This is a genomic window from Streptomyces sp. NPDC045956 (assembly GCF_056430705.1).
In genome coordinates this window covers 187328-205239 of sequence record NZ_JBWKKZ010000006.1, presented here as the reverse complement: position 1 = coordinate 205239, position 17912 = coordinate 187328, and the positions used below count along the sequence as shown (strand labels likewise).

The window sequence follows — 17912 nt, the reverse complement described above, 5'->3', positions numbered from 1 at the left end:
CACCGTACGGGCCCCTGCCCGCCTACCGGCCCCGGGCGTCGGCGGCACCCACGCTGCTCCCGGCGTGCGCCGGACTGCTCGCGCTCGCCTCGCTCGCGTCCGTCCTGTGGTGGGGACCGGCGGACCGGTCCGCCGCGCTCGCCTTCGGCCTGCTCGTCGCCCTCGGCGAGCTGACCCGGTGGACGAGGACCGGGGCCCGGGAGGCCGCGCCGCTCGCGGCCGCCGGAGCGCCGGCGTACGCCCTGCTCGGGGACGTCGCCGGGCGGCCCACCGAGCACGGCGTCGGCCAGACCGTCACCGTCGTCCTCGCCGCCTCCCTGCTCGGCAGCGTGCCCCGCATCGCGCGCGGCGACGGCCCCGTGCTGGACCCCCTGGCCCGGCGCGTGCTCACCGTCGCCTTCGCCGCCGTGTGCTTCCGGCCGCTGTACACCCAGGGGGTCTTCCACGACTGGAGCGGCCCCGCCCAGGTGCTGCTGCTCCTCGCCCTGCTGGCCCTGACCGCGCTGTGCGACGCCCTGCTCGCCGCGGCCCCGGCGCACGCGCGCACCGGGTGGCCCTTCGGCCCGCTGCTGCGCGAGGAGCTGCGCGGCATGGTCGGGATCACGTCCGCGGTCTGCGCGACCGGGGCGGTGATGGCGCTCGCGGTGGCCGTCGCGGGGCTGTGGGCGCTGCCCGTCCTGTGCGTACCGCTGCTCCTCACCCACCTGTCCTACCGCCGGTACGCGGCCGTGCGGGCCACCTACCGGCAGACCATCGCCTCGCTGGCCCGGGCCACCGAGATCGCCGGGTACACCCCGGCCGGTCACGCCCGCCGCGTCGCCGGACTCAGCGGCGCCGTCGGGCGCGAGCTGGGGCTGTCCGGTACCGACCTCACCGTCCTGGAGTACGCGGCCCTCATGCACGACATCGGCCAGCTGAGCCTCGTCGACCCGGTACCGGCCGGAGCCACCGCCTGCCTGCCCGTCGCGGAGCAGCGGCGCATCGCCCTGCTCGGCGGGGCCGTCGTGCGCCAGACCGGGGTCGACCCGGCGGTCGCGGTGGTGGTGGAGCGCCAGGCCGACCCCTGCCGCGAGCAGCCGCTCGCCGCGCGGATCGTGCGGGCCGTCAACGCCTACGAGGAGAAGGCGCGGGACGCCGGCCCCGGCGGCGGCCTCACGGCGCTGGAGGAGCTGCGCCTGGCCACCGCGGACGACTACGCTCCCGACGTCGTGGAGGCGCTGGCCCGGGTGCTCTCCCGGCAGGGAGGGGCCAGGCGTGAGCGGCTCGGTTGAGGGCAGGGGCGGGAAGGGACGGGCTGTCTTACCGGCCCCGCTCCTGGGTAACCCATGGGTAATGAGCGACCTCGTGGCCGTACGTGGTTGGATGCGAAGGAGAAGGTGTCCGGGGGCGCGGGAAGGCACAGCCAGCCCACAGAACGGAACTGGCAGGCGGGAATCGTGAGGATCTTCGGCAAGGGACGGCACCGGCCCTCCGCCTCCTGGCGGCAGGCCACCGACCGGGCGTTCACACTGATCGGCGACGGTCGGTACGAGGATGCCGGCGCGCTGCTCACACGCGCCGCCGACCTGGAACCGTGGCTGTCGGAGTCCTGGTTCAACCTCGCCCTGCTGCACAAGTTCCGGCACGACTGGGAGCAGGCCAGGGCGGCCGGCCTGCGGGCCGTGGCGCTGCTCGACCGGGACGCCGGTGCGCCCGACTGGTGGAACGTCGGCATCGCGGCGACCGCCCTTCAGGACTGGCCGCTGGCCCGCCGGGCCTGGCAGGCCTACGGGCTGCGCACCCCGGGGAACGCGACGGACGCGGGCGAGCCCCTCGGCATGGAGCTGGGCAGCGCCGCCGTACGGCTGTCCCCGGAGGGGGAGGCCGAGGTCGTCTGGGGGCGGCGGCTGGACCCCGCCCGCATCGAGGTGCTGTCCATCCCGCTGCCCTCCTCCGGCCGGCGCTGGGGCGAGGTCGTCCTCCACGACGGGGTGCCGCACGGGGAGCGGACCACCACCGCCGGACACGCCTACCCGGTCTTCGACGAGATCGAGCTGTGGGCGCCGTCGCCCGTGCCGACCTGGGTGGTCCTCCTGGAGGCCGCCACCGAGGCCGACCGGGACGCCCTGGAGCAGCTCGCCGCCGACGCCGGGTTCGCCGCCGAGGACTGGTCGTCGTCGGTCCGGCTGCTGTGCCGGATGTGCTCGGAGTCACGGATGCCGTCCGACGAGGGTGAGGGCGAGCACCTCGACCCGCACGACCACAGCGAGCCGGGGCACCCCGGGCCGCTCGGCCACCGCACCGACGGGCAGCTGTGGGTGCCGGAGCGGGAGTGCGGGGTGGCGGCGCCGGCCGCGCTGGTGAGGGGGCTGCTGGACGGGTGGGTCGCGGACAGTCCGGACTCGCGTGACTGGCGGGATCTGGAAGAGGTCTGCTGAGCGGCCCCGTAGTCTTTACCAGCGCCTGGGCGGCAGCGGTCGCCGGCGGCATCACCCTTAGTTGTTCGAGGAAGGCATACGTCGGTCATGGCCCAGCAGGACACCGATCAGCAGCACGCGGGCGTGCTCCCCGTGGACGAGGACGGGTTCGTCGTCGACACCGAGGAGTGCGAGGAGCGCGAGACGGCCTGGCGGGAGCGCGGCACCTCGCGTCCGATCACGGTGGTCGGCAACCCGGTGCTGCACAAGGAGTGCGAGGACGTCACCGACTTCGGCGAGGAGTTCCAGCAGCTGGTCGCGGACATGTTCGCCAGCCAGCGCACCGCCGAGGGGGTCGGCCTGGCCGCCAACCAGATCGGCGTCGCCAAGAAGGTGTTCGTCTACGACTGCCCCGACGACGAGGGCGTCCGCCACGTGGGCGTGGTCTGCAACCCGCGGCTCGTCGAGCTGCCCGCCGACCGGCGCCGACTGGACGACAGCAACGAGGGCTGCCTGTCCGTGCCCACCGCCTACGCGCCGCTCGCCCGCCCCGACTACGCCGAGGTGACCGGGCAGGACGAGAAGGGCAACCCGGTCAAGGTGCGCGGCACCGGCTACTTCGCACGGTGTTTGCAGCACGAGACGGACCACCTGTACGGGTACCTGTACATCGACCGGCTCTCCAAGCGTGAACGCAAGGAGGCGCTGCGGCAGATGGCCGAGAACGAGCCGCGCTACCCCGTGGTCGCGAACGACTGACACCGCCCCACCGGTCACACATCTCCTCTGCGCACGGCGCCTGTTCGGGACTCCCCGGGCAGGCGCCGTTCGGCTGTCGGAACCTGCCACACAACAGGAGAAGTCCGGCACCGGGGGTAGTGAATGGAGCAAATCCGTTCCCATAGCGGTCAGTTGTGGTGCTGAATAGGAAGCGCGGGGATACGCAACGGCGCACGCCCCGCTCAGCGCGAGGGGTGCGCCACCGGCGGCTGAGAGGGGTTTGTTCGTGCATGCTTTCTCACACGGCACCACAGCGACACCGACCACGATCGCAGTACCGCCATCGCTCCGCCTTCCGGTGATCGAGGCGGCATTTCCCCGCCGACTGCACCCGTATTGGCCGCGGCTCCAGCAGAACACCCGTACCTGGCTGCTCGAAAAACGGCTCATGCCGGCGGACAAGGTCGCGGAATATGCCGACGGCCTGTGCTACACGGACCTCATGGCGGGGTACTACCTGGACGCCCCCGACGAGGTCCTCCAGGCGATCGCGGACTACAGCGCCTGGTTCTTCGTCTGGGACGACCGGCACGACCGCGACATCGTCCACGACCGCCCCGGCGCCTGGCGGCGGCTGCGGAACCACCTGCACGCGGCCCTCGACTCCCCCGACGACCACCTGCACCACGAGGACACCCTGGTAGCCGGGTTCGCCGACAGCGTGCGGCGGTTGTACGCCTTCCTGCCGCCGCCGGCGAAGTGGAATGCCCGGTTCTCCCGGCACTTCCACGCGGTGATCGAGGCGTACGACCGGGAATTCCACAACCGGACCCGCGGAATCGTGCCCGGCGTGGAGGAGTACCTCGAACTGCGCCGGCTCACGTTCGCCCACTGGATCTGGACCGATCTGCTGGAGCCGAGCGCCGGCTGCGAACTCCCGGACACCGTGCGGAAACACCCGGATTACCGTCGGGCCGCCCTGCTGAGCCAGGAATTCGCCGCCTGGTACAACGACCTCTGCTCACTTCCCAAGGAAATAGCGGGCGACGAGGTCCACAATCTCGGTATCAGCCTCATCACTCATCACGGAATGACCCTGGAGGAATCCATAGGGGAAGTCAGGCGGCGCGTGGAGGAATGCATCACCGAATTCCTCGACGTGGAACAGGAAGCGTTACGGCTCGCCGACCGGCTCGATGACGGCAGCGTGCGCGGAAAAGAACTGAGCGGCGCCGTGCGGGCCAACGTCGGCAATATGCGGAACTGGTTCAGTTCCGTCTACTGGTTCCACCACGAGTCCGGCCGGTACATGGTCGACAACTGGGACGACCGGTCCACACCCCCGTACGTCAACAACGAAGCGGCAGGTGAGAAATGACCGTCCAGTCCTTCCCCGAGTCCCCGGCGACCGCCGGGCAGGACGCGCCCGCGTCCCCCGCGAGCGGGGACGAGACGACACCCGAGCTGCGCGAGCCGCCCGTGGCGGGCGGCGGCGTCCCGCTCCTCGGCCACGGCTGGCGCCTGGCCCGCGACCCCCTGGCCTTCATGTCCCAGCTGCGCGACCACGGTGACATCGTCCGCATCAAGCTGGGCCCCAAGACCGTCTACGCGGTCACCGCGCCCGAACTCACGGGCGCCCTGGCCCTGAGCCCCGACTACCACATAGCCGGTCCGCTCTGGGAGTCCCTGGAGGGCCTGCTGGGCAAGGAGGGCGTGGCGACGGCCAACGGCCCGCTCCACCGCCGGCAGCGGCGCACCATCCAGCCGGCGTTCCGGCTCGACGCCATCCCCGCCTACGGGCCGATCATGGAGGAGGAGGCGCACGCGCTCGCCGAGCGCTGGCAGCCCGGGCGGACGATCGACGCCACCTCCGAGTCCTTCCGCGTCGCCGTGCGCGTCGCGGCCCGCTGCCTGCTGCGCGGTCAGTACATGGACGAGCGGGCGGAGCGGCTGTGCGTCGCGCTCGCCACCGTCTTCCGGGGCATGTACCGGCGCATGGTCGTCCCGCTGGGGCCGCTCTACCGACTGCCGCTTCCGGCCAATCGCGAATTCAACAACGCACTGGCCGATTTGCACCTGCTGGTCGACGAGATCATCGCCGAGCGCCGCGCATCCGGTCAAAAGCCGGACGATTTGCTGACGGCGTTGCTGGAGGCGAAGGACGACAATGGCGACCCGATCGGGGAACAGGAGATCCACGACCAGGTGGTCGCGATACTCACCCCGGGAAGTGAGACCATCGCCTCCACGATCATGTGGTTGCTGCAGGCACTTGCCGACCACCCGGAACACGCGGACCGCATACGGGACGAAGTCCGGGAGGTCACCGGAGGGCGCCCCGTCGCATTCGAGGACGTCCGCAGGCTCACCCACACGAACAATGTCATCGTGGAGGCCATGCGTTTGCGTCCCGCCGTGTGGGTATTGACGCGCCGCGCGGTCGTCGAGACTGAACTCGGTGGCTGTCGCATTCCGGCCGGGTCGGACATCATCTACAGTCCGTTCGCAATCCAGCGCGATGCGAAGTCCTACGCCGACAACCTGGAGTTCGACCCGGACCGATGGCTTCCGGAACGTGCGGGGGAGGTACCGAAATACGCCATGAAGCCGTTCAGCGTCGGCAATCGGAAGTGCCCGAGCGACCACTTCTCGATGGCGCAGCTGACGCTGATCACGGCGGCCCTGGCCGCGAAGTACCGCTTCGAGCAGGTGGCCGGCTCCAACGACGCGGTCCGGGTGGGCATCACCCTCCGTCCGCACGACCTGCTGGTCAGGCCCGTGGCCCGGTGACGCTCAGGCCGCCGCCCGCGGGCCGCGGAAGGCGCGCCGGTAGGCGTGCGGTGTGGTGTCCAGGGCCCTGACGAACTGGTGCCTGAGGGCCGCCGCAGTACCGAATCCGGTGCGCCACGCGATCGCGTCCATGGTCTCGTCCGTCGCCTCCAGCAGCCGCTGGGCCAGCAGCACGCGCTGGCGCAGTATCCAGCGGTAGGGGGTCGTGCCCGTCTCCTGCTGGAAGCGGCGGGCGAAGGTGCGGGGCGACATGTGCGCCCGCGCCGCGAGCTGGTCGACGGTGACCTCCTCGTCGAGGTGCTGCTCCATCCAGGACAGCACCTCGCCGACGGTGTCGCAGGAGGAGCGCGGCAGAGGCCGTTCGATGTACTGGGCCTGGCCGCCGTCCCGGTGCGGCGGCACGACCATGCGCCGGGCGATCTTGTTGGCGACCTCCGGCCCCTGCTCCTTGCGGACGATGTGCAGACAGGCGTCGATGCCGGCGGCGGTGCCGGCGCTGGTGATCACCGGGTCCTCGTCCACGTAGAGCACGTCGGGGGCGACGGACGCCCGCGGGTACTGCCGGGTCAGCTCGGCGGCGTGGTGCCAGTGCACCGCGCACCGCCGGCCGTCCAGCAGACCGGCGGCGCCCAGCACGAACACCCCGGAGCACACGCTCAGCACCCGCGCACCCCGGTCCACGGCCCGACGCAGCGCCTCCAGCAGCTCCGGCGGGTACTCCCGGCGGGCGAAGTCGCTCCCCGCCGGCACGGTGATCAGGTCGGCCTCCTCCAGCCGCTCCAGCCCGTACGGCGTGGAGACGGTGAGCCCGCCGACGTGGGTGGTCAGCTCGGGGCCCTCCGCCGACACCACCGCGAAGTCGTACCGCGGCAGGCCCTCGTCGCTCCGGTCGATGCCGAAGACCTCGCAGACGACGCCGAGTTCGAAAGGATGCGCGCCGTCCAGCAGGACGGCCGCCACGTTCCGCAACATGCCGACAGTGTGCCTCGGAAGTGGCAGGAAATCGAGGCCCTACGGCAGTCCTGCCACTGCCGGTAAGGAGTCCGGGGCGCGACAGTGGTGTCATGAACAGCAACCAGACGGAAGCCCTGATCGGAATGCTCGTGACCTTCGGACTCCTGGTCCTCATGGTCCTCCCCTCGGTGATCGGCATCGTGCGCGAGAAGCGCATCGACCGTCAGCTCAGGGAGGCCCGGGAGAACCGGCGGGGGAGTGAGGAGCCCCGGCGGACTCAGAAGTCCTCGGACAGGTCGACGGTGCCCTCCACCGCGACCTGGTACGCCGAGGGGCGGCGCTCGAAGAAGTTGGTCAGCTCCTGAACGCCCTGGAGCTCCATGAAGGAGAAGGGGTTCTCGGAGCCGTACACCGGGGCGAAGCCGAGCCGCGTCAGGCGCTGGTCGGCGACGCACTCCAGGTACTCCCGCATCGAGTCGGTGTTCATGCCCGGGAGGCCGTCACCGCAGAGGTCGCGCGCGAACTGCAGCTCGGCCTCGACGGCCTCCCGCAGCATGTCGGTGACCTGCTCCCGGAGCTGGTCGTCGAACAGCTCCGGCTCCTCCTTGCGCACGGTGTCCACCACGTCGAAGGCGAAGGACATGTGCATGGTCTCGTCCCGGAACACCCAGTTGGTGCCGGTGGCCAGGCCGTGCAGCAGGCCCCGGCTGCGGAACCAGTAGACGTAGGCGAAGGCGCCGTAGAAGAACAGGCCCTCGATGCACGCGGCGAAGCAGATGAGGTTGAGCAGGAAGCGGCGGCGGTCGGCCCGGCTCTCCAGCCGGTCGATCGACTCGACCGAGTCCATCCACTTGAAGCAGAACCCGGCCTTCTCGCGGATGGAGGGGATGTTCTCCACGGCCGCGAAGGCGGCGGCGCGGTCCTCCGGGTCGGGCAGGTAGGTGTCCAGCAGCGTCAGGTAGAACTGGACGTGCACGGCCTCCTCGAAGAGCTGGCGGGACAGGTACAGCCGCGCCTCGGGGGAGTTGATGTGCTTGTAGAGGGTGAGCACCAGGTTGTTCGCGACGATCGAGTCGCCGGTGGCGAAGAAGGCCACCAGCCGGCCGATCAGGTGCTGCTCCATGGGGCTGAGCTTCGCGAGGTCGGCGACGTCCGAGTGGAGGTCGACCTCCTCGACGTGCCAGGTGTTCTTGATGGCGTCCCGGTAGCGCTCGTAGAAGTCCGGGTAGCGCATGGGGCGCAGGGTCAGTTCGAAGCCCGGGTCGAGCAGGCTCTTGGTGGCCGGGGCGGCCGGGGTGGCGGGGATCTCGGTGGTCATTACTGGCAGGCCTCGCAGGACTCGGGGTTTTCCAGGGAGCAGGCGACCGCTTCGGGATCGGGGGTCTGCTGTGCGGGGACGGTGGCCCGGGCGGCGGCGCGGGCGATGCGGGTCGCCGGGCGGGAACGCAGGTAGTACGTGGTCTTCAGGCCCTGCTTCCAGGCGTACGCGTACATCGAGGAGAGCTTCCCGATGGTCGGCGTCTCCAGGAACAGGTTCAGCGACTGGGCCTGGTCGAGGTACGGGGTGCGGGCGGCGGCCATGTCGATCAGGCCGCGCTGCGGGATCTCCCAGGCGGTGCGGTACAGGGCGCGGACGTCCTCGGGGATCCAGGAGAAGCCCTGCACCGAGCCGCCCGCCTCGCGCAGCGCCTCGCGGGTGCGGGCGTCCCACACGCCGAGCCGCTTGAGGTCGTCCACCAGGTACGAGTTGACCTGGAGGAACTCGCCGGAGAGCGTCTCGCGCTTGAACAGGTTGGACACCTGCGGCTCGATGCACTCGTAGGCGCCCACGATCGAGGCGATGGTGGCGGTCGGGGCGATCGCCAGGAGCAGGGAGTTGCGCAGGCCGGTGGTGGCCATGCGCGTGCGCAGCGCCGCCCAGCGCTCGGGCCAGGCGGCCTCGACGCCGTAGTGGTCGGGGTGCAGCACGCCCCGGGCCGTACGGGTCTTCTCCCAAGCCGGCAGCGGGCCGTCGCGCTCGGCGAGGTCGGTGGAGGTCTCGTACGCCGCGAGCATGATCCGCTCGGCGATGCGGGTGGACAGGGCCTTCGCCTCGGGGGAGTCGAAGGGCAGGCGCAGCCGGAAGAAGACGTCCTGCAGGCCCATCGCGCCGAGGCCGACCGGACGCCAGCGGGCGTTGGAGCGGCCCGCCTGCTCGGTCGGGTAGAAGTTGATGTCGACGACCCGGTCCAGGAAGGTGACGGCGGTGCGGACGGTGGCGTCCAGCCGCTCCCAGTCGAGGTCGCCCGCGGCCACGTCGACGAAGGCGCCGAGGTTGACCGAGCCCAGGTTGCAGACCGCCGTCTCCCCGTCGTCGGTGACCTCCAGGATCTCCGTGCAGAGGTTGGAGGAGTGGACGACGTGGCCCGGCTCGGCGGTCTGGTTGGCGGTGCGGTTGGCGGTGTCCTTGAAAGTCATCCAGCCGTTGCCGGTCTGCGCGAGGGTGCGCATCATGCGGCCGTACAGCTCACGGGCGGGCAGGGTCCTGCGGGCCAGCCCCGCCGCCTCCGCCGCGCGGTACGCCGCGTCGAACTCCGCGCCCCAGAGGTCGACCAGCTCGGGCACGTCGGCGGGCGAGAACAGCGACCACTGCCCGTCGGCGTCCACCCGGCGCATGAACTCGTCCGGCACCCAGTGGGCGAGGTTCAGGTTGTGGGTGCGGCGGGCGTCCTCGCCGGTGTTGTCCCGCAGCTCCAGGAACTCCTCGATGTCGGCGTGCCAGGTCTCCAGGTAGACCGCCGCCGCGCCCTTGCGCCGGCCGCCCTGGTTCACGGCGGCGACCGAGGCGTCGAGCGTCTTCAGGAACGGGACGATGCCGTTGGAGTGCCCGTTGGTGCCGCGGATGAGCGAGCCGCGGGAGCGGATGCGGGAGTAGGCGATGCCGATGCCGCCGGCGTGCTTGGAGAGGCGGGCCACCTGGTGGAGGCGGTCGTAGAGGGAGTCCAGCTCGTCCTGGGGGGAGTCGAGGAGGTAGCAGGACGACATCTGGGCGTGCCGGGTGCCGGAGTTGAAGAGGGTGGGGGAGGAGGGGAGGTAGTCGAGGCGGCTCATCAGCCCGTAGAGGGCGGCCACCTCGTCGGCCGAGCGGGCGGTGTCGTCCTCGGCGAGCCCGGCGGCCACGCGCAGCATGAAGTGCTGGGGCGTCTCGACCACCTTGCGGGTGATCGGGTGCCGGAGCAGGTAGCGGCTGTGCAGGGTGCGCAGACCGAAGTAGCCGAAGCGGTCGTCGGCGGCCGGGTCGACCAGCGCGTCCAGCCGCTCCGCGTGCAGCCGGACGAACTCGGCGGTGCGGTCGGCGATCAGGCCCTCGCGGTGACCGGTGGCGACCGACCCGGTGAAGGAGGTGACGCCCTGGGAGGCGGCCTCGGCCCGGATGGTGAGGGTCAGCAGGCGGGCGGCGAGCCGGGAGTAGACCGGGTCCTCCGAGATCAGTCCGGCGGCGGCCTCGGTGGCCAGCTCGCGCAGCTCGGCCTCGTCCGCACGGGCGGACCGGCCGCGCAGTGCGGCGGCGGCGACCCGGCCGGGGTCGGCGTCCGGAAGGTCGGCGGTCAGCTCGGTCAGGGTCCGCAGCAGCGCGGTACCGGGACCGTCCGGTTCGCCGGTCGCCGTCACCGGGGTCGCTGAAGCCGGATCGGCTGGCGCGATGGTCACGTGGAGCACTCCCTCGCTCGGCACGGGGCCTGGCGGAGGGCAGGAGGCAGCTCACGAGCGCGCACGGCGTCGCGTCCACCGGCCCACTCCACGAGGCCCGGACGTCATGGCACCCGGGCCGGGGCGGCCGGGCGCACTGTCGGCAGGTCCTCGGACTCAAGCCCGTGCGCGGACACGTGGGGACGCGAACACGCACAAGTACACCGTTGCGGGACAGTTCCGGATTCGCACCGGATTCCCCTGCGGCGACAGCGAGCACGAGCATACATCTTGTGCCGGGCGCCGCCAGCACCCCCAGATGTTGTGTCCGTGAGCGTATCGGGATGGTGTCAGAGCGTCAGTTCGTAGGTGAGCAGGGTGAAGTCGTCGTGCTTCGGCAGGGGGTTCCAGTCGCGGTCCGGGGTGCGGGTGAAACCCAGGCGCCCGTAGAGGCGGTGGGCGCCGTGCATGGTGCGCTGGGTGGACAGCACGACCCGCGCGCAGCCCGGCACGGACCGGGCGCGGTCGACGCAGGCCCGCACCAGTGCCTCGCCGGCGCCGCGTCCGCGCGCCTCGCGGGCGACGGCGAGCATGCGTATCTCGGCCTCGCCGGGCCGGGCGATGTCCGCCATCGGGCCGCCGCGGGGCACGAAGGTGACGCTGCCGAGCACACCGTCGTCCGATGCGGCGACCAGCACCTCGGCGGCAGCCGCCCGCCGGGCCACGGCCCGCAGCTCGTGCAGGTAGGCGTCGTCCTCCCCGAAGTCGAGGAGGCCGTCACCCAGGTAGGCGTGCGCGGTGATCTCACCGAGGGTGTCGTACTCCTCGGCCGTGGCACGCCGGATCACGAAGTCCATGACCCCGAGTGTGCCCGACGGGCACGGCAACGGGCCGCCGGATTCCTCCGACGGCCCGCCCGGGGGAAGGGGTCAGTGCGAGGTGCCCGCCGTGGCCGGCGGCAGCTCCACCTCGACTCCCGGGTCGCCCGCGTCCGCGGTGTAGTCGCCCGGCTTGGTCTCGTCGACGCCGTCGGGTGCCTTGAGCGCCCGCATGACGAAGGTCAGGACCACGGTGACCACCACGTTCAGCACGAAGGCGGTGAGGCCGATGTAGCCGATCTCGCCGATGCCGGGGATCTCGTCGGAGGAACCGCCGAAGTGCTTCTGCGTCGGCGAGGCCACCCCGTACGCGGCGACCGTGCCGTAGACCATGCCGACCGCCCAGCCGCCGAGCAGGGCCCAGCGGTGGAACCAGCGGGTGAGCAGGCCGCCCACCAGGGCCGGGAAGGTCTGCAGGATCCAGATGCCGCCCAGCAGCTGGAAGTTGATCGCGACCGTCTTGTCCATGCCGAGCACGAAGACCAGCGCGCCCACCTTCACCAGCAGGGACACCAGCTTGGAGACCTTCGTCTCCTGGGCCGGGGTGGCGTCCGGCCTGATGAAGTCCTTGTAGATGTTGCGGGTGAACAGGTTGGCGGCCGCGATCGACATGATCGCCGCCGGGACCAGGGCGCCGATGCCGATCGCCGCGAAGGCCACGCCGGCGAACCAGTCCGGGAACATGTTCTCGAAGAGCTGGGGGATCGCCAGCTGCCCGTTCTCCACCTTCACCCCGGCCGCGATCGCCATGAAGCCCAGCAGCGCGAGCAGGCCCAGCATCAGCGAGTACAGCGGCAGGATCGTGGTGTTGCGCCGGATCACCTCACGGCTGCGCGAGGACAGCGTCGCGGTGATCGAGTGCGGGTACATGAAGAGCGCGAGCGCGGAGCCGAGCGCCAGCGTGGCGTACGTCCACTGGCCGCCGTGGTCCGGCGTCAGCGAGCCCTTGCCGGACTCGGAGAACTTGTCGCCCGCCGCCGCGAAGATGTCGTCGAAGCCGCCCAGCTTGATCGGGATGTAGATGATCGCCACCGCGATGACGATGTAGATCAGCGTGTCCTTCACGAAGGCGATCAGCGCGGGTGCGCGCAGCCCCGAGGAGTAGGTGTACGCCGCCAGCACGCCGAAGGCGATCAGCAGCGGCAGGTCCTTGACGAACCAGTTGGTGTCCTCGCCGCCGCCGAGGCCCATCACGTCCAGTACGGCCTGGATGCCGACCAACTGGAGCGCGATGTACGGCATGGTGGCGAGGATGCCGGTCACGGCGACCGCCAGCGACAGCCCCTTCGAGCCGAACCGGCCGCGCACGAAGTCCGAGGTCGTCACGTACCCGTGCTTGTGGGAGACCGACCACAGCCGGGGCAGGAAGGTGAAGATCAGCGGGTAGACCAGGATCGTGTACGGCACCGCGAAGAAGCCGGAGGCGCCGGCCGCGTAGATCGCCGCCGGGACCGCCACGAAGGTGTACGCCGTGTACAGGTCGCCGCCCAGCAGGAACCAGGTGACCCAGGTGCCGAACGAGCGGCCGCCCAGGCCCCACTCGTCGAGGCTGTGCTCGTTCTCGGCCTTGCGCCAGCGGGCGGCGAGGAAGCCCATGGCGGTGACGAGCAGGAAGAAGAAGATGAAGACGGCGAGTGCGACGCCGTTCACGCCGTCGTTCACTTGGAACCGCCTTCCCGGCGGGAGCGCTGGTCACGCTGCCACAGCTTGTAGGCGATCATCGTCAGCGCGGTGGAGAGGACCACCCACGCCATCTGGTACCAGTAGAAGAACGGGATGCCGATGAAGGCCGGGTCCGTCTTCGCGTAGGAACCGACCCAGAGCATGGCGACGAACGGTGCGACAAGGCAGAGGCCGATGACGACGCGCACCGGCGTCACCACCGGCCCTCTGCTCACTTCTGGGGCTTGTGACATACGGCGGCTCCGTCCCCTCGCTGATCACCTCGTGCAGTGCGCACGAAATGTAGGTGACGGCGTCGAGACAGCGGAACCCCTCGCCCGCATATCGGTCCTGAACTGCAACTTCACGGTCCGGGGTGCCGGAATATGTCGGACACGCGCGCCGCGCGCGTCGCGCGCGACAGGAGTGACAGGCGGTACGGGCCCTAGTCCTGGGGCCGCTTCAGCCGGGCCACGAACTTGTAGCGGTCGCCCCGGTACACCGAGCGCACCCACTCCACGGGCTGGCCGGTGCGGTCCTGCGAGTGCCGGGAGAGCATCAGCATGGGCAGGCCGACGTCGGTGCCGAGCAGCCCGGCCTCGCGCGGGGTGGCCAGGGAGGTCTCGATGGTCTCCTCGGCCTCGGCGAGGTGCACGTCGTAGACCTCGGCGAGGGCCGTGTAGAGGGACGTGTACTTCACCAGGGAGCGGCGCAGCGCCGGGAAGCGCTTGGCGCTGAGGTGGGTGGTCTCGATGGCCATGGGCTCGCCGTTGGCCATGCGCAGCCGCTCGATGCGCAGCACCCTTCCGCCGGCCGTGATGTCCAGCAGCCCGGCGAGCCGGTCGTCGGCGGTGATGTAGCCGATGTCCAGCAGCTGCGAGGTGGGTTCGAGCCCCTGGGCCCGCATGTCCTCGGTGTACGACGTGAGTTGCAGGGCCTGCGAGACCTTGGGCTTGGCGACGAAGGTGCCCTTGCCCTGGATGCGCTCCAGGCGGCCCTCGACGACCAGTTCCTGGAGGGCCTGGCGCACCGTCGTGCGCGAGGTGTCGAACTCGGCGGCCAGGGTGCGCTCGGGAGGGACCGGCGTGCCCGGCGCCTGGGTCCGGGTCATGTCGAGCAGGTGCTTCTTCAGTCGGTAGTACTTGGGCACGCGCGCGGTACGGACGGTCGCCCCACCCTCGTTCTCCGCACTGCTGACGTCGGTGCTCATGCTCTGCCTTCCCGGCTCCGGGTGCCGAAGCGACCGATATCCCTGTCGGCCACGGCCCACATCGTGGCACGGCTCCGGGCAGGATGGCCCCGCACGCTCCGTGATCCCTTCTGTATACCTCCGCGCCCCCCGTTGGTCTAGTCCACAGCGCCGTCGGACACCGCTGGTACGCGCGTTCGGAACCGTATCGGCACGTCCTCAGGGGGGCGGTGGTACACCCCCTCCCGGTCCGCCCGATCTGCCGCTTGCGCAATGAAAGGTCCCTGCATATCTCGGTCGCATCACGGACGCATGGACCGTGCTTGCACACCCTTGACAGCCCTATTGGTCTGGGCCAAGCTCCCCGTACTGGTCTACACCATTGGTCCAGGTCCCGGCCCCATGGGCGGTCCGCGTCGACGAGCAACCGCGGGGAGGCAGGGGGGTTTTGTGGCATCCCTGAGGAGGGTGGCGTGAAGCGCAAGCTGATAGCCGCGATCGGTATCGCGGGCATGATGGTCTCGATCGCGGCGTGCGGGGGCGACGACGGCGACGACGGCAAGAAGGCCGGGGCGGACGGCTACGCCGGTGAGACGCTCACCGTGTGGGTGATGGACGGATCCTCGCCGGACGACTGGCAGGCCGACCTCGCCAAGGAGTTCGAGGCGAAGACCAAGGCCAAGGTCAAGTTCGAGATCCAGAAGTGGAACGGTATTCAGCAGAAGCTGACCACCGCCCTCTCCGAGGAGAACCCTCCCGACGTCTTCGAGATCGGCAACACCCAGACGCCGGCCTACGCCAAGACCGGCGGCCTCGCCGACCTGAGCGACCTCAAGAGCGAGATCGGCACCGACTGGTCCGAGTCCCTCAACAAGTCCGCGGTCTTCGAGGACAAGCAGTACGCCGCCCCGTGGTTCGTGGTGAACCGCGTGGTCATCTACAACAAGAAGATCTGGGCGGACGCGGGCATCAAGGACACGCCCAAGACCCGCGACGAGTTCTACGACGCCCTCAAGACGATCGGCGACAAGACCGACGCCGAGCCGATCTACCTGCCCGGCCAGAACTGGTACCACTTCGTGGGCCTGGCCATCGGCGAGGGTGCCGAGCTGGTCAAGAAGGACGGCGACAAGTACGTCTCCAACCTGGACGACCCGAAGATCGCCGCCGCCACCGAGACCTACAAGAAGTTCCAGGCCCTCTCCAAGGCGCCCAAGGACAAGGACGAGGCCACCCCGCAGCAGGGTGAGATCTTCGCCAAGGGCAAGACCGGCGCCATCATCGGCATGGGCTGGGAGGGCGGCACGGCGATCGCCACCAACCCGGCGATCGAGAAGGACCTCGGTTACTTCACCATCCCGGGTGCCACGGCCGACAAGCCCGAGGGCGTCTTCCTCGGCGGCTCCAACCTGGCCGTCGCCGCCGGCAGCAAGAAGCAGGAGCTCGCCAAGGAGTTCCTGAAGATCGCGCTGTCCGACAAGTTCGAGGGCGCGCTGTCCAAGGCCAACGGCGTCATCCCGAACAAGGACGCGCTCCAGAGCAACCTCAAGGGCAACGCCGCCGCCGAGGCCGCCGCGCCGGCCTCCGCGGGCGGTGACACCACGCCGCTGATCCCGGAGTGGGCCGCGGTCGAGAACGACCCGAACCCGATCAAGACCTACCTGACGGCCGTGCTGAAGGGGAAGTCCCCGGCCGAGGCCGCCAAGCAGGTCGAGGGCGAGTTCAACAAGCGCCTGGCGCAGCAGCAGTAACACCGGGTGAGCCGGGACGGGGGCCGCGCCACGGCCCCCGCCCCGGCGTCGAGTTGAGCAGGTCGAGAAGAGAGAGACCGCGAGCATGACCGTGCAGACCGAACGGCCGCCCTCCGGCCCCTCGGACGTCCGCAGGACGGGCGGCGAGGGAACCGGCAGGCCGAAACCGAGAGCCGCGTCGCGCACCGGCGCGCTCGTCCCGTACCTGTTGCTGCTGCCCGCCTGCGCGGCCACGGTGCTCCTGCTCGGCTGGCCACTGGTGAAGGACGGGCTGCTGTCCTTCCAGAACCTCAACATGGCGCAGCTGATCCAGCACGTCACCGAGTGGACCGGCTTCGACAACTACAAGGCGGTCCTCACCGGCGAGGACTTCTGGCGGGTCACCGTCCGCTCGATCATCTTCACCGCGGTCAACGTCGCCCTCACCATGGTGGTCGGCGGCCTGATCGGCCTGCTGCTCGCCCGCCTCGGCCGGGTGATGCGGCTGGTGCTGCTGCTCGGCCTGGTGCTGGCGTGGGCCATGCCGGTGGTCGCCGCGACCACCGTCTACCAGTGGCTCTTCGCCCAGCGCTTCGGCGTCGTCAACTGGGTCCTGGACAAGCTCGGCTGGCACTCCATGGCCGACTACAGCTGGACCGGCAGCCAGATGTCGACCTTCTTCGTCGTCACCGTGCTCATCGTCTGGATGTCGGTCCCCTTCGTCGCGATCAACCTGTACGCGGCGACCACCACGATCTCCGGCGAGCTGTACGAGGCCGCCGCCCTCGACGGGGCCGGCGCCTGGCGCAGCTTCACCACGGTCACCCTGCCGGTCCTGCGGCCCTTCCTCTACGCGACGACCTTCCTGGAGATCATCTGGATCTTCAAGGCCTTCGTCCAGGTCTACACCTTCAACGGCGGCGGCCCGGACCGTCTCACCGAGATCCTGCCCGTCTACGCCTACATCGAGGGCGTCGGCAACCAGCACTACGGCATGGGCGCGGCGATCGCCGTCCTGACCATCCTGATCCTGCTCGGCCTGACCGCCTACTACCTCAGGATCGTGCTCAAGCAAGAGGAGGACGAGCTGTGAAGCGCTCGCTCTTCGGCCGCCTGTGGCCCAACGTCACGGCCGTCGTCCTGTTCATCGGCCTCGTCTTCCCCGTCTACTGGATGTTCGCCACGGCCTTCAAGCCGGCGGGCGACATCATCTCGGAGGACCCGGTCTGGTTCCCGACCGACGTCACCTTCGACCACTTCAAGACCGCGGTCGAGGCCGACCACTTCTGGACCTACGTCGCGAACTCGTTCATCGTCACCGTCTGCGCGGTCGTCTTCTCCCTGGTCATCGCGCTGGCCGGCGCGTTCGCCCTGGCGCGGATGCGGTTCAAGGGGCGGCGCGGCTTCATCGTCGGCTTCATGCTCGCCCAGATGGCGCCCTGGGAGGTCATGGTCATCGCGATCTACATGATCGTGCGCGACGCGTCGATGCTGAACAGCCTCGTGCCGCTGACCCTCTTCTACATGATGATGATCCTGCCCTTCACCATCCTGACGCTGCGCGGCTTCGTCGCCGCCGTGCCGAGGGAACTGGAGGAGTCCGCGCTGGTCGACGGCTGCACCCGGGCCCAGGCGTTCCGCCGGGTCATCCTGCCGCTGCTCGCCCCGGGGCTGATGTCCACCTCGATGTTCGGCTTCATCACCGCGTGGAACGAACTGCCCCTCGTGCTGGTCGTCAACAAGGAGGCCGAGGCGCAGACCCTGCCGCTGTGGCTCACCAGCTTCCAGACGGTCTTCGGCGACAACTGGGGTGCGACCATGGCCGCCTCGTCGCTCTTCGCCATCCCGATCCTGATCCTCTTCGTCTTCCTCCAGCGCAAGGCCGTCAGTGGCCTGACCGCCGGCGCCGTGAAGGGATAACGCC

The 17912-nt window shown here is 70.2% G+C and carries 16 protein-coding genes and 1 riboswitch; of the genes, 9 read left to right on the top strand and 7 right to left on the bottom strand.

Going from position 1 to position 17912, the window contains the following annotated elements; all coding sequences use genetic code 11:
- The first annotated feature begins 14 nt into the window (after positions 1-14).
- From AC07FV_RS17945 to AC07FV_RS17925, 5 genes are all read left to right on the top strand, one after another.
- Positions 15-1271, top strand: a complete 1257-nt coding sequence (locus tag AC07FV_RS17945) for an HD-GYP domain-containing protein (RefSeq protein ID WP_479088606.1) — start codon at positions 15-17, stop codon at positions 1269-1271.
- Positions 1272-1436: 165 nt separating this feature from the next.
- On the top strand, positions 1437-2417 hold the full coding sequence (locus AC07FV_RS17940; protein ID WP_384693807.1) for a tetratricopeptide repeat protein: 981 nt from the start codon (positions 1437-1439) through the stop codon (positions 2415-2417).
- Positions 2418-2504: 87 nt separating this feature from the next.
- Positions 2505-3155, top strand: a complete 651-nt coding sequence (def, locus tag AC07FV_RS17935) for a peptide deformylase (protein ID WP_356604421.1) — start codon at positions 2505-2507, stop codon at positions 3153-3155.
- A 247-nt stretch (positions 3156-3402) separates the two neighbouring features.
- Positions 3403-4494, top strand: a complete 1092-nt coding sequence (gene cyc1 / locus AC07FV_RS17930; RefSeq protein WP_479088283.1) for an epi-isozizaene synthase — start codon at positions 3403-3405, stop codon at positions 4492-4494.
- A complete protein-coding gene (locus AC07FV_RS17925; protein WP_479088281.1) occupies positions 4491-5906 on the top strand; it encodes a bifunctional albaflavenone monooxygenase/terpene synthase in 1416 nt (471 codons plus the stop codon). The genes cyc1 and AC07FV_RS17925 overlap by 4 nt, the downstream gene beginning before the upstream one ends.
- A 3-nt stretch (positions 5907-5909) precedes the next feature.
- Here the strand turns inward: AC07FV_RS17925 and AC07FV_RS17920 are convergent, their stop codons facing one another.
- Complete coding sequence (locus AC07FV_RS17920; RefSeq protein ID WP_479088280.1) at positions 5910-6878, bottom strand: GlxA family transcriptional regulator; 969 nt, start codon at positions 6876-6878, stop codon at positions 5910-5912.
- Between the two features lie 92 nt (positions 6879-6970).
- Here AC07FV_RS17920 and AC07FV_RS17915 point away from each other — a divergent pair, with 92 nt between their 5' ends.
- Positions 6971-7225, top strand: coding sequence for a hypothetical protein (locus AC07FV_RS17915; RefSeq protein ID WP_479088278.1), 255 nt, complete (start codon positions 6971-6973; stop codon positions 7223-7225).
- On the opposite strand, the gene AC07FV_RS17910 is transcribed toward AC07FV_RS17915, so the two are convergent.
- From AC07FV_RS17910 to AC07FV_RS17885, 6 genes are all read right to left on the bottom strand, one after another.
- On the bottom strand, positions 7138-8178 hold the full coding sequence (locus AC07FV_RS17910; RefSeq protein WP_479088276.1) for a ribonucleotide-diphosphate reductase subunit beta: 1041 nt from the start codon (positions 8176-8178) through the stop codon (positions 7138-7140). The genes AC07FV_RS17915 and AC07FV_RS17910 overlap by 88 nt on opposite strands.
- On the bottom strand, positions 8178-10550 hold the full coding sequence (locus AC07FV_RS17905) for a ribonucleoside-diphosphate reductase subunit alpha (RefSeq protein WP_479088274.1): 2373 nt from the start codon (positions 10548-10550) through the stop codon (positions 8178-8180). The genes AC07FV_RS17910 and AC07FV_RS17905 overlap by 1 nt, the downstream gene beginning before the upstream one ends.
- Before the next feature lie 124 nt (positions 10551-10674).
- A riboswitch (cobalamin riboswitch) is annotated at positions 10675-10852 on the bottom strand.
- A 27-nt stretch (positions 10853-10879) separates the two neighbouring features.
- Entirely contained in the window at positions 10880-11386 is a 507-nt protein-coding gene (locus AC07FV_RS17900; protein WP_479088273.1) for a GNAT family N-acetyltransferase, read from the bottom strand.
- Positions 11387-11458: 72 nt separating this feature from the next.
- Positions 11459-13069: a monocarboxylate uptake permease MctP gene (mctP, locus tag AC07FV_RS17895; RefSeq protein WP_479088271.1), complete on the bottom strand. Its 1611-nt coding sequence runs from the start codon at positions 13067-13069 to the stop codon at positions 11459-11461.
- Positions 13066-13323, bottom strand: a complete 258-nt coding sequence (locus AC07FV_RS17890) for a DUF3311 domain-containing protein (protein WP_479088269.1) — start codon at positions 13321-13323, stop codon at positions 13066-13068. The genes mctP and AC07FV_RS17890 overlap by 4 nt, the downstream gene beginning before the upstream one ends.
- A gap of 191 nt (positions 13324-13514) precedes the next feature.
- A complete protein-coding gene (locus AC07FV_RS17885; RefSeq protein ID WP_053136900.1) occupies positions 13515-14279 on the bottom strand; it encodes a GntR family transcriptional regulator in 765 nt (254 codons plus the stop codon).
- 452 nt (positions 14280-14731) lie between these two features.
- Between AC07FV_RS17885 and AC07FV_RS17880 the strand changes: the two genes are divergently transcribed.
- The 3 genes from AC07FV_RS17880 (at position 14732) to AC07FV_RS17870 (ending at position 17908) form a co-directional block, all read left to right on the top strand.
- Complete coding sequence (locus AC07FV_RS17880) at positions 14732-16009, top strand: extracellular solute-binding protein (protein ID WP_479088267.1); 1278 nt, start codon at positions 14732-14734, stop codon at positions 16007-16009.
- An 85-nt stretch (positions 16010-16094) separates the two neighbouring features.
- On the top strand, positions 16095-17081 hold the full coding sequence (locus AC07FV_RS17875; RefSeq protein ID WP_479088265.1) for a carbohydrate ABC transporter permease: 987 nt from the start codon (positions 16095-16097) through the stop codon (positions 17079-17081).
- Entirely contained in the window at positions 17078-17908 is an 831-nt protein-coding gene (locus tag AC07FV_RS17870; RefSeq protein ID WP_384693835.1) for a carbohydrate ABC transporter permease, read from the top strand. Before AC07FV_RS17875 ends, AC07FV_RS17870 begins: the two co-directional genes overlap by 4 nt.
- Positions 17909-17912: the final 4 nt, after the last annotated feature.

What these genes read in the sequence shown, in the direction of transcription:
- def (WP_356604421.1), top strand. Translation starts at nt 2,505, where the DNA reads ATGGCCCAGCAGGACACCGATCAGCAGCACGCGGGCGTGCTCCCCGTG.
- AC07FV_RS17925 (WP_479088281.1), top strand. Translation starts at nt 4,491, where the DNA reads ATGACCGTCCAGTCCTTCCCCGAGTCCCCGGCGACCGCCGGGCAGGAC.
- AC07FV_RS17920 (WP_479088280.1), bottom strand. Translation starts at nt 6,878, where the DNA reads ATGTTGCGGAACGTGGCGGCCGTCCTGCTGGACGGCGCGCATCCTTTC.
- AC07FV_RS17915 (WP_479088278.1), top strand. Translation starts at nt 6,971, where the DNA reads ATGAACAGCAACCAGACGGAAGCCCTGATCGGAATGCTCGTGACCTTC.
- AC07FV_RS17910 (WP_479088276.1), bottom strand. Translation starts at nt 8,178, where the DNA reads ATGACCACCGAGATCCCCGCCACCCCGGCCGCCCCGGCCACCAAGAGC.
- AC07FV_RS17900 (WP_479088273.1), bottom strand. Translation starts at nt 11,386, where the DNA reads ATGGACTTCGTGATCCGGCGTGCCACGGCCGAGGAGTACGACACCCTC.
- AC07FV_RS17890 (WP_479088269.1), bottom strand. Translation starts at nt 13,323, where the DNA reads ATGTCACAAGCCCCAGAAGTGAGCAGAGGGCCGGTGGTGACGCCGGTG.
- AC07FV_RS17885 (WP_053136900.1), bottom strand. Translation starts at nt 14,279, where the DNA reads ATGAGCACCGACGTCAGCAGTGCGGAGAACGAGGGTGGGGCGACCGTC.
- AC07FV_RS17875 (WP_479088265.1), top strand. Translation starts at nt 16,095, where the DNA reads ATGACCGTGCAGACCGAACGGCCGCCCTCCGGCCCCTCGGACGTCCGC.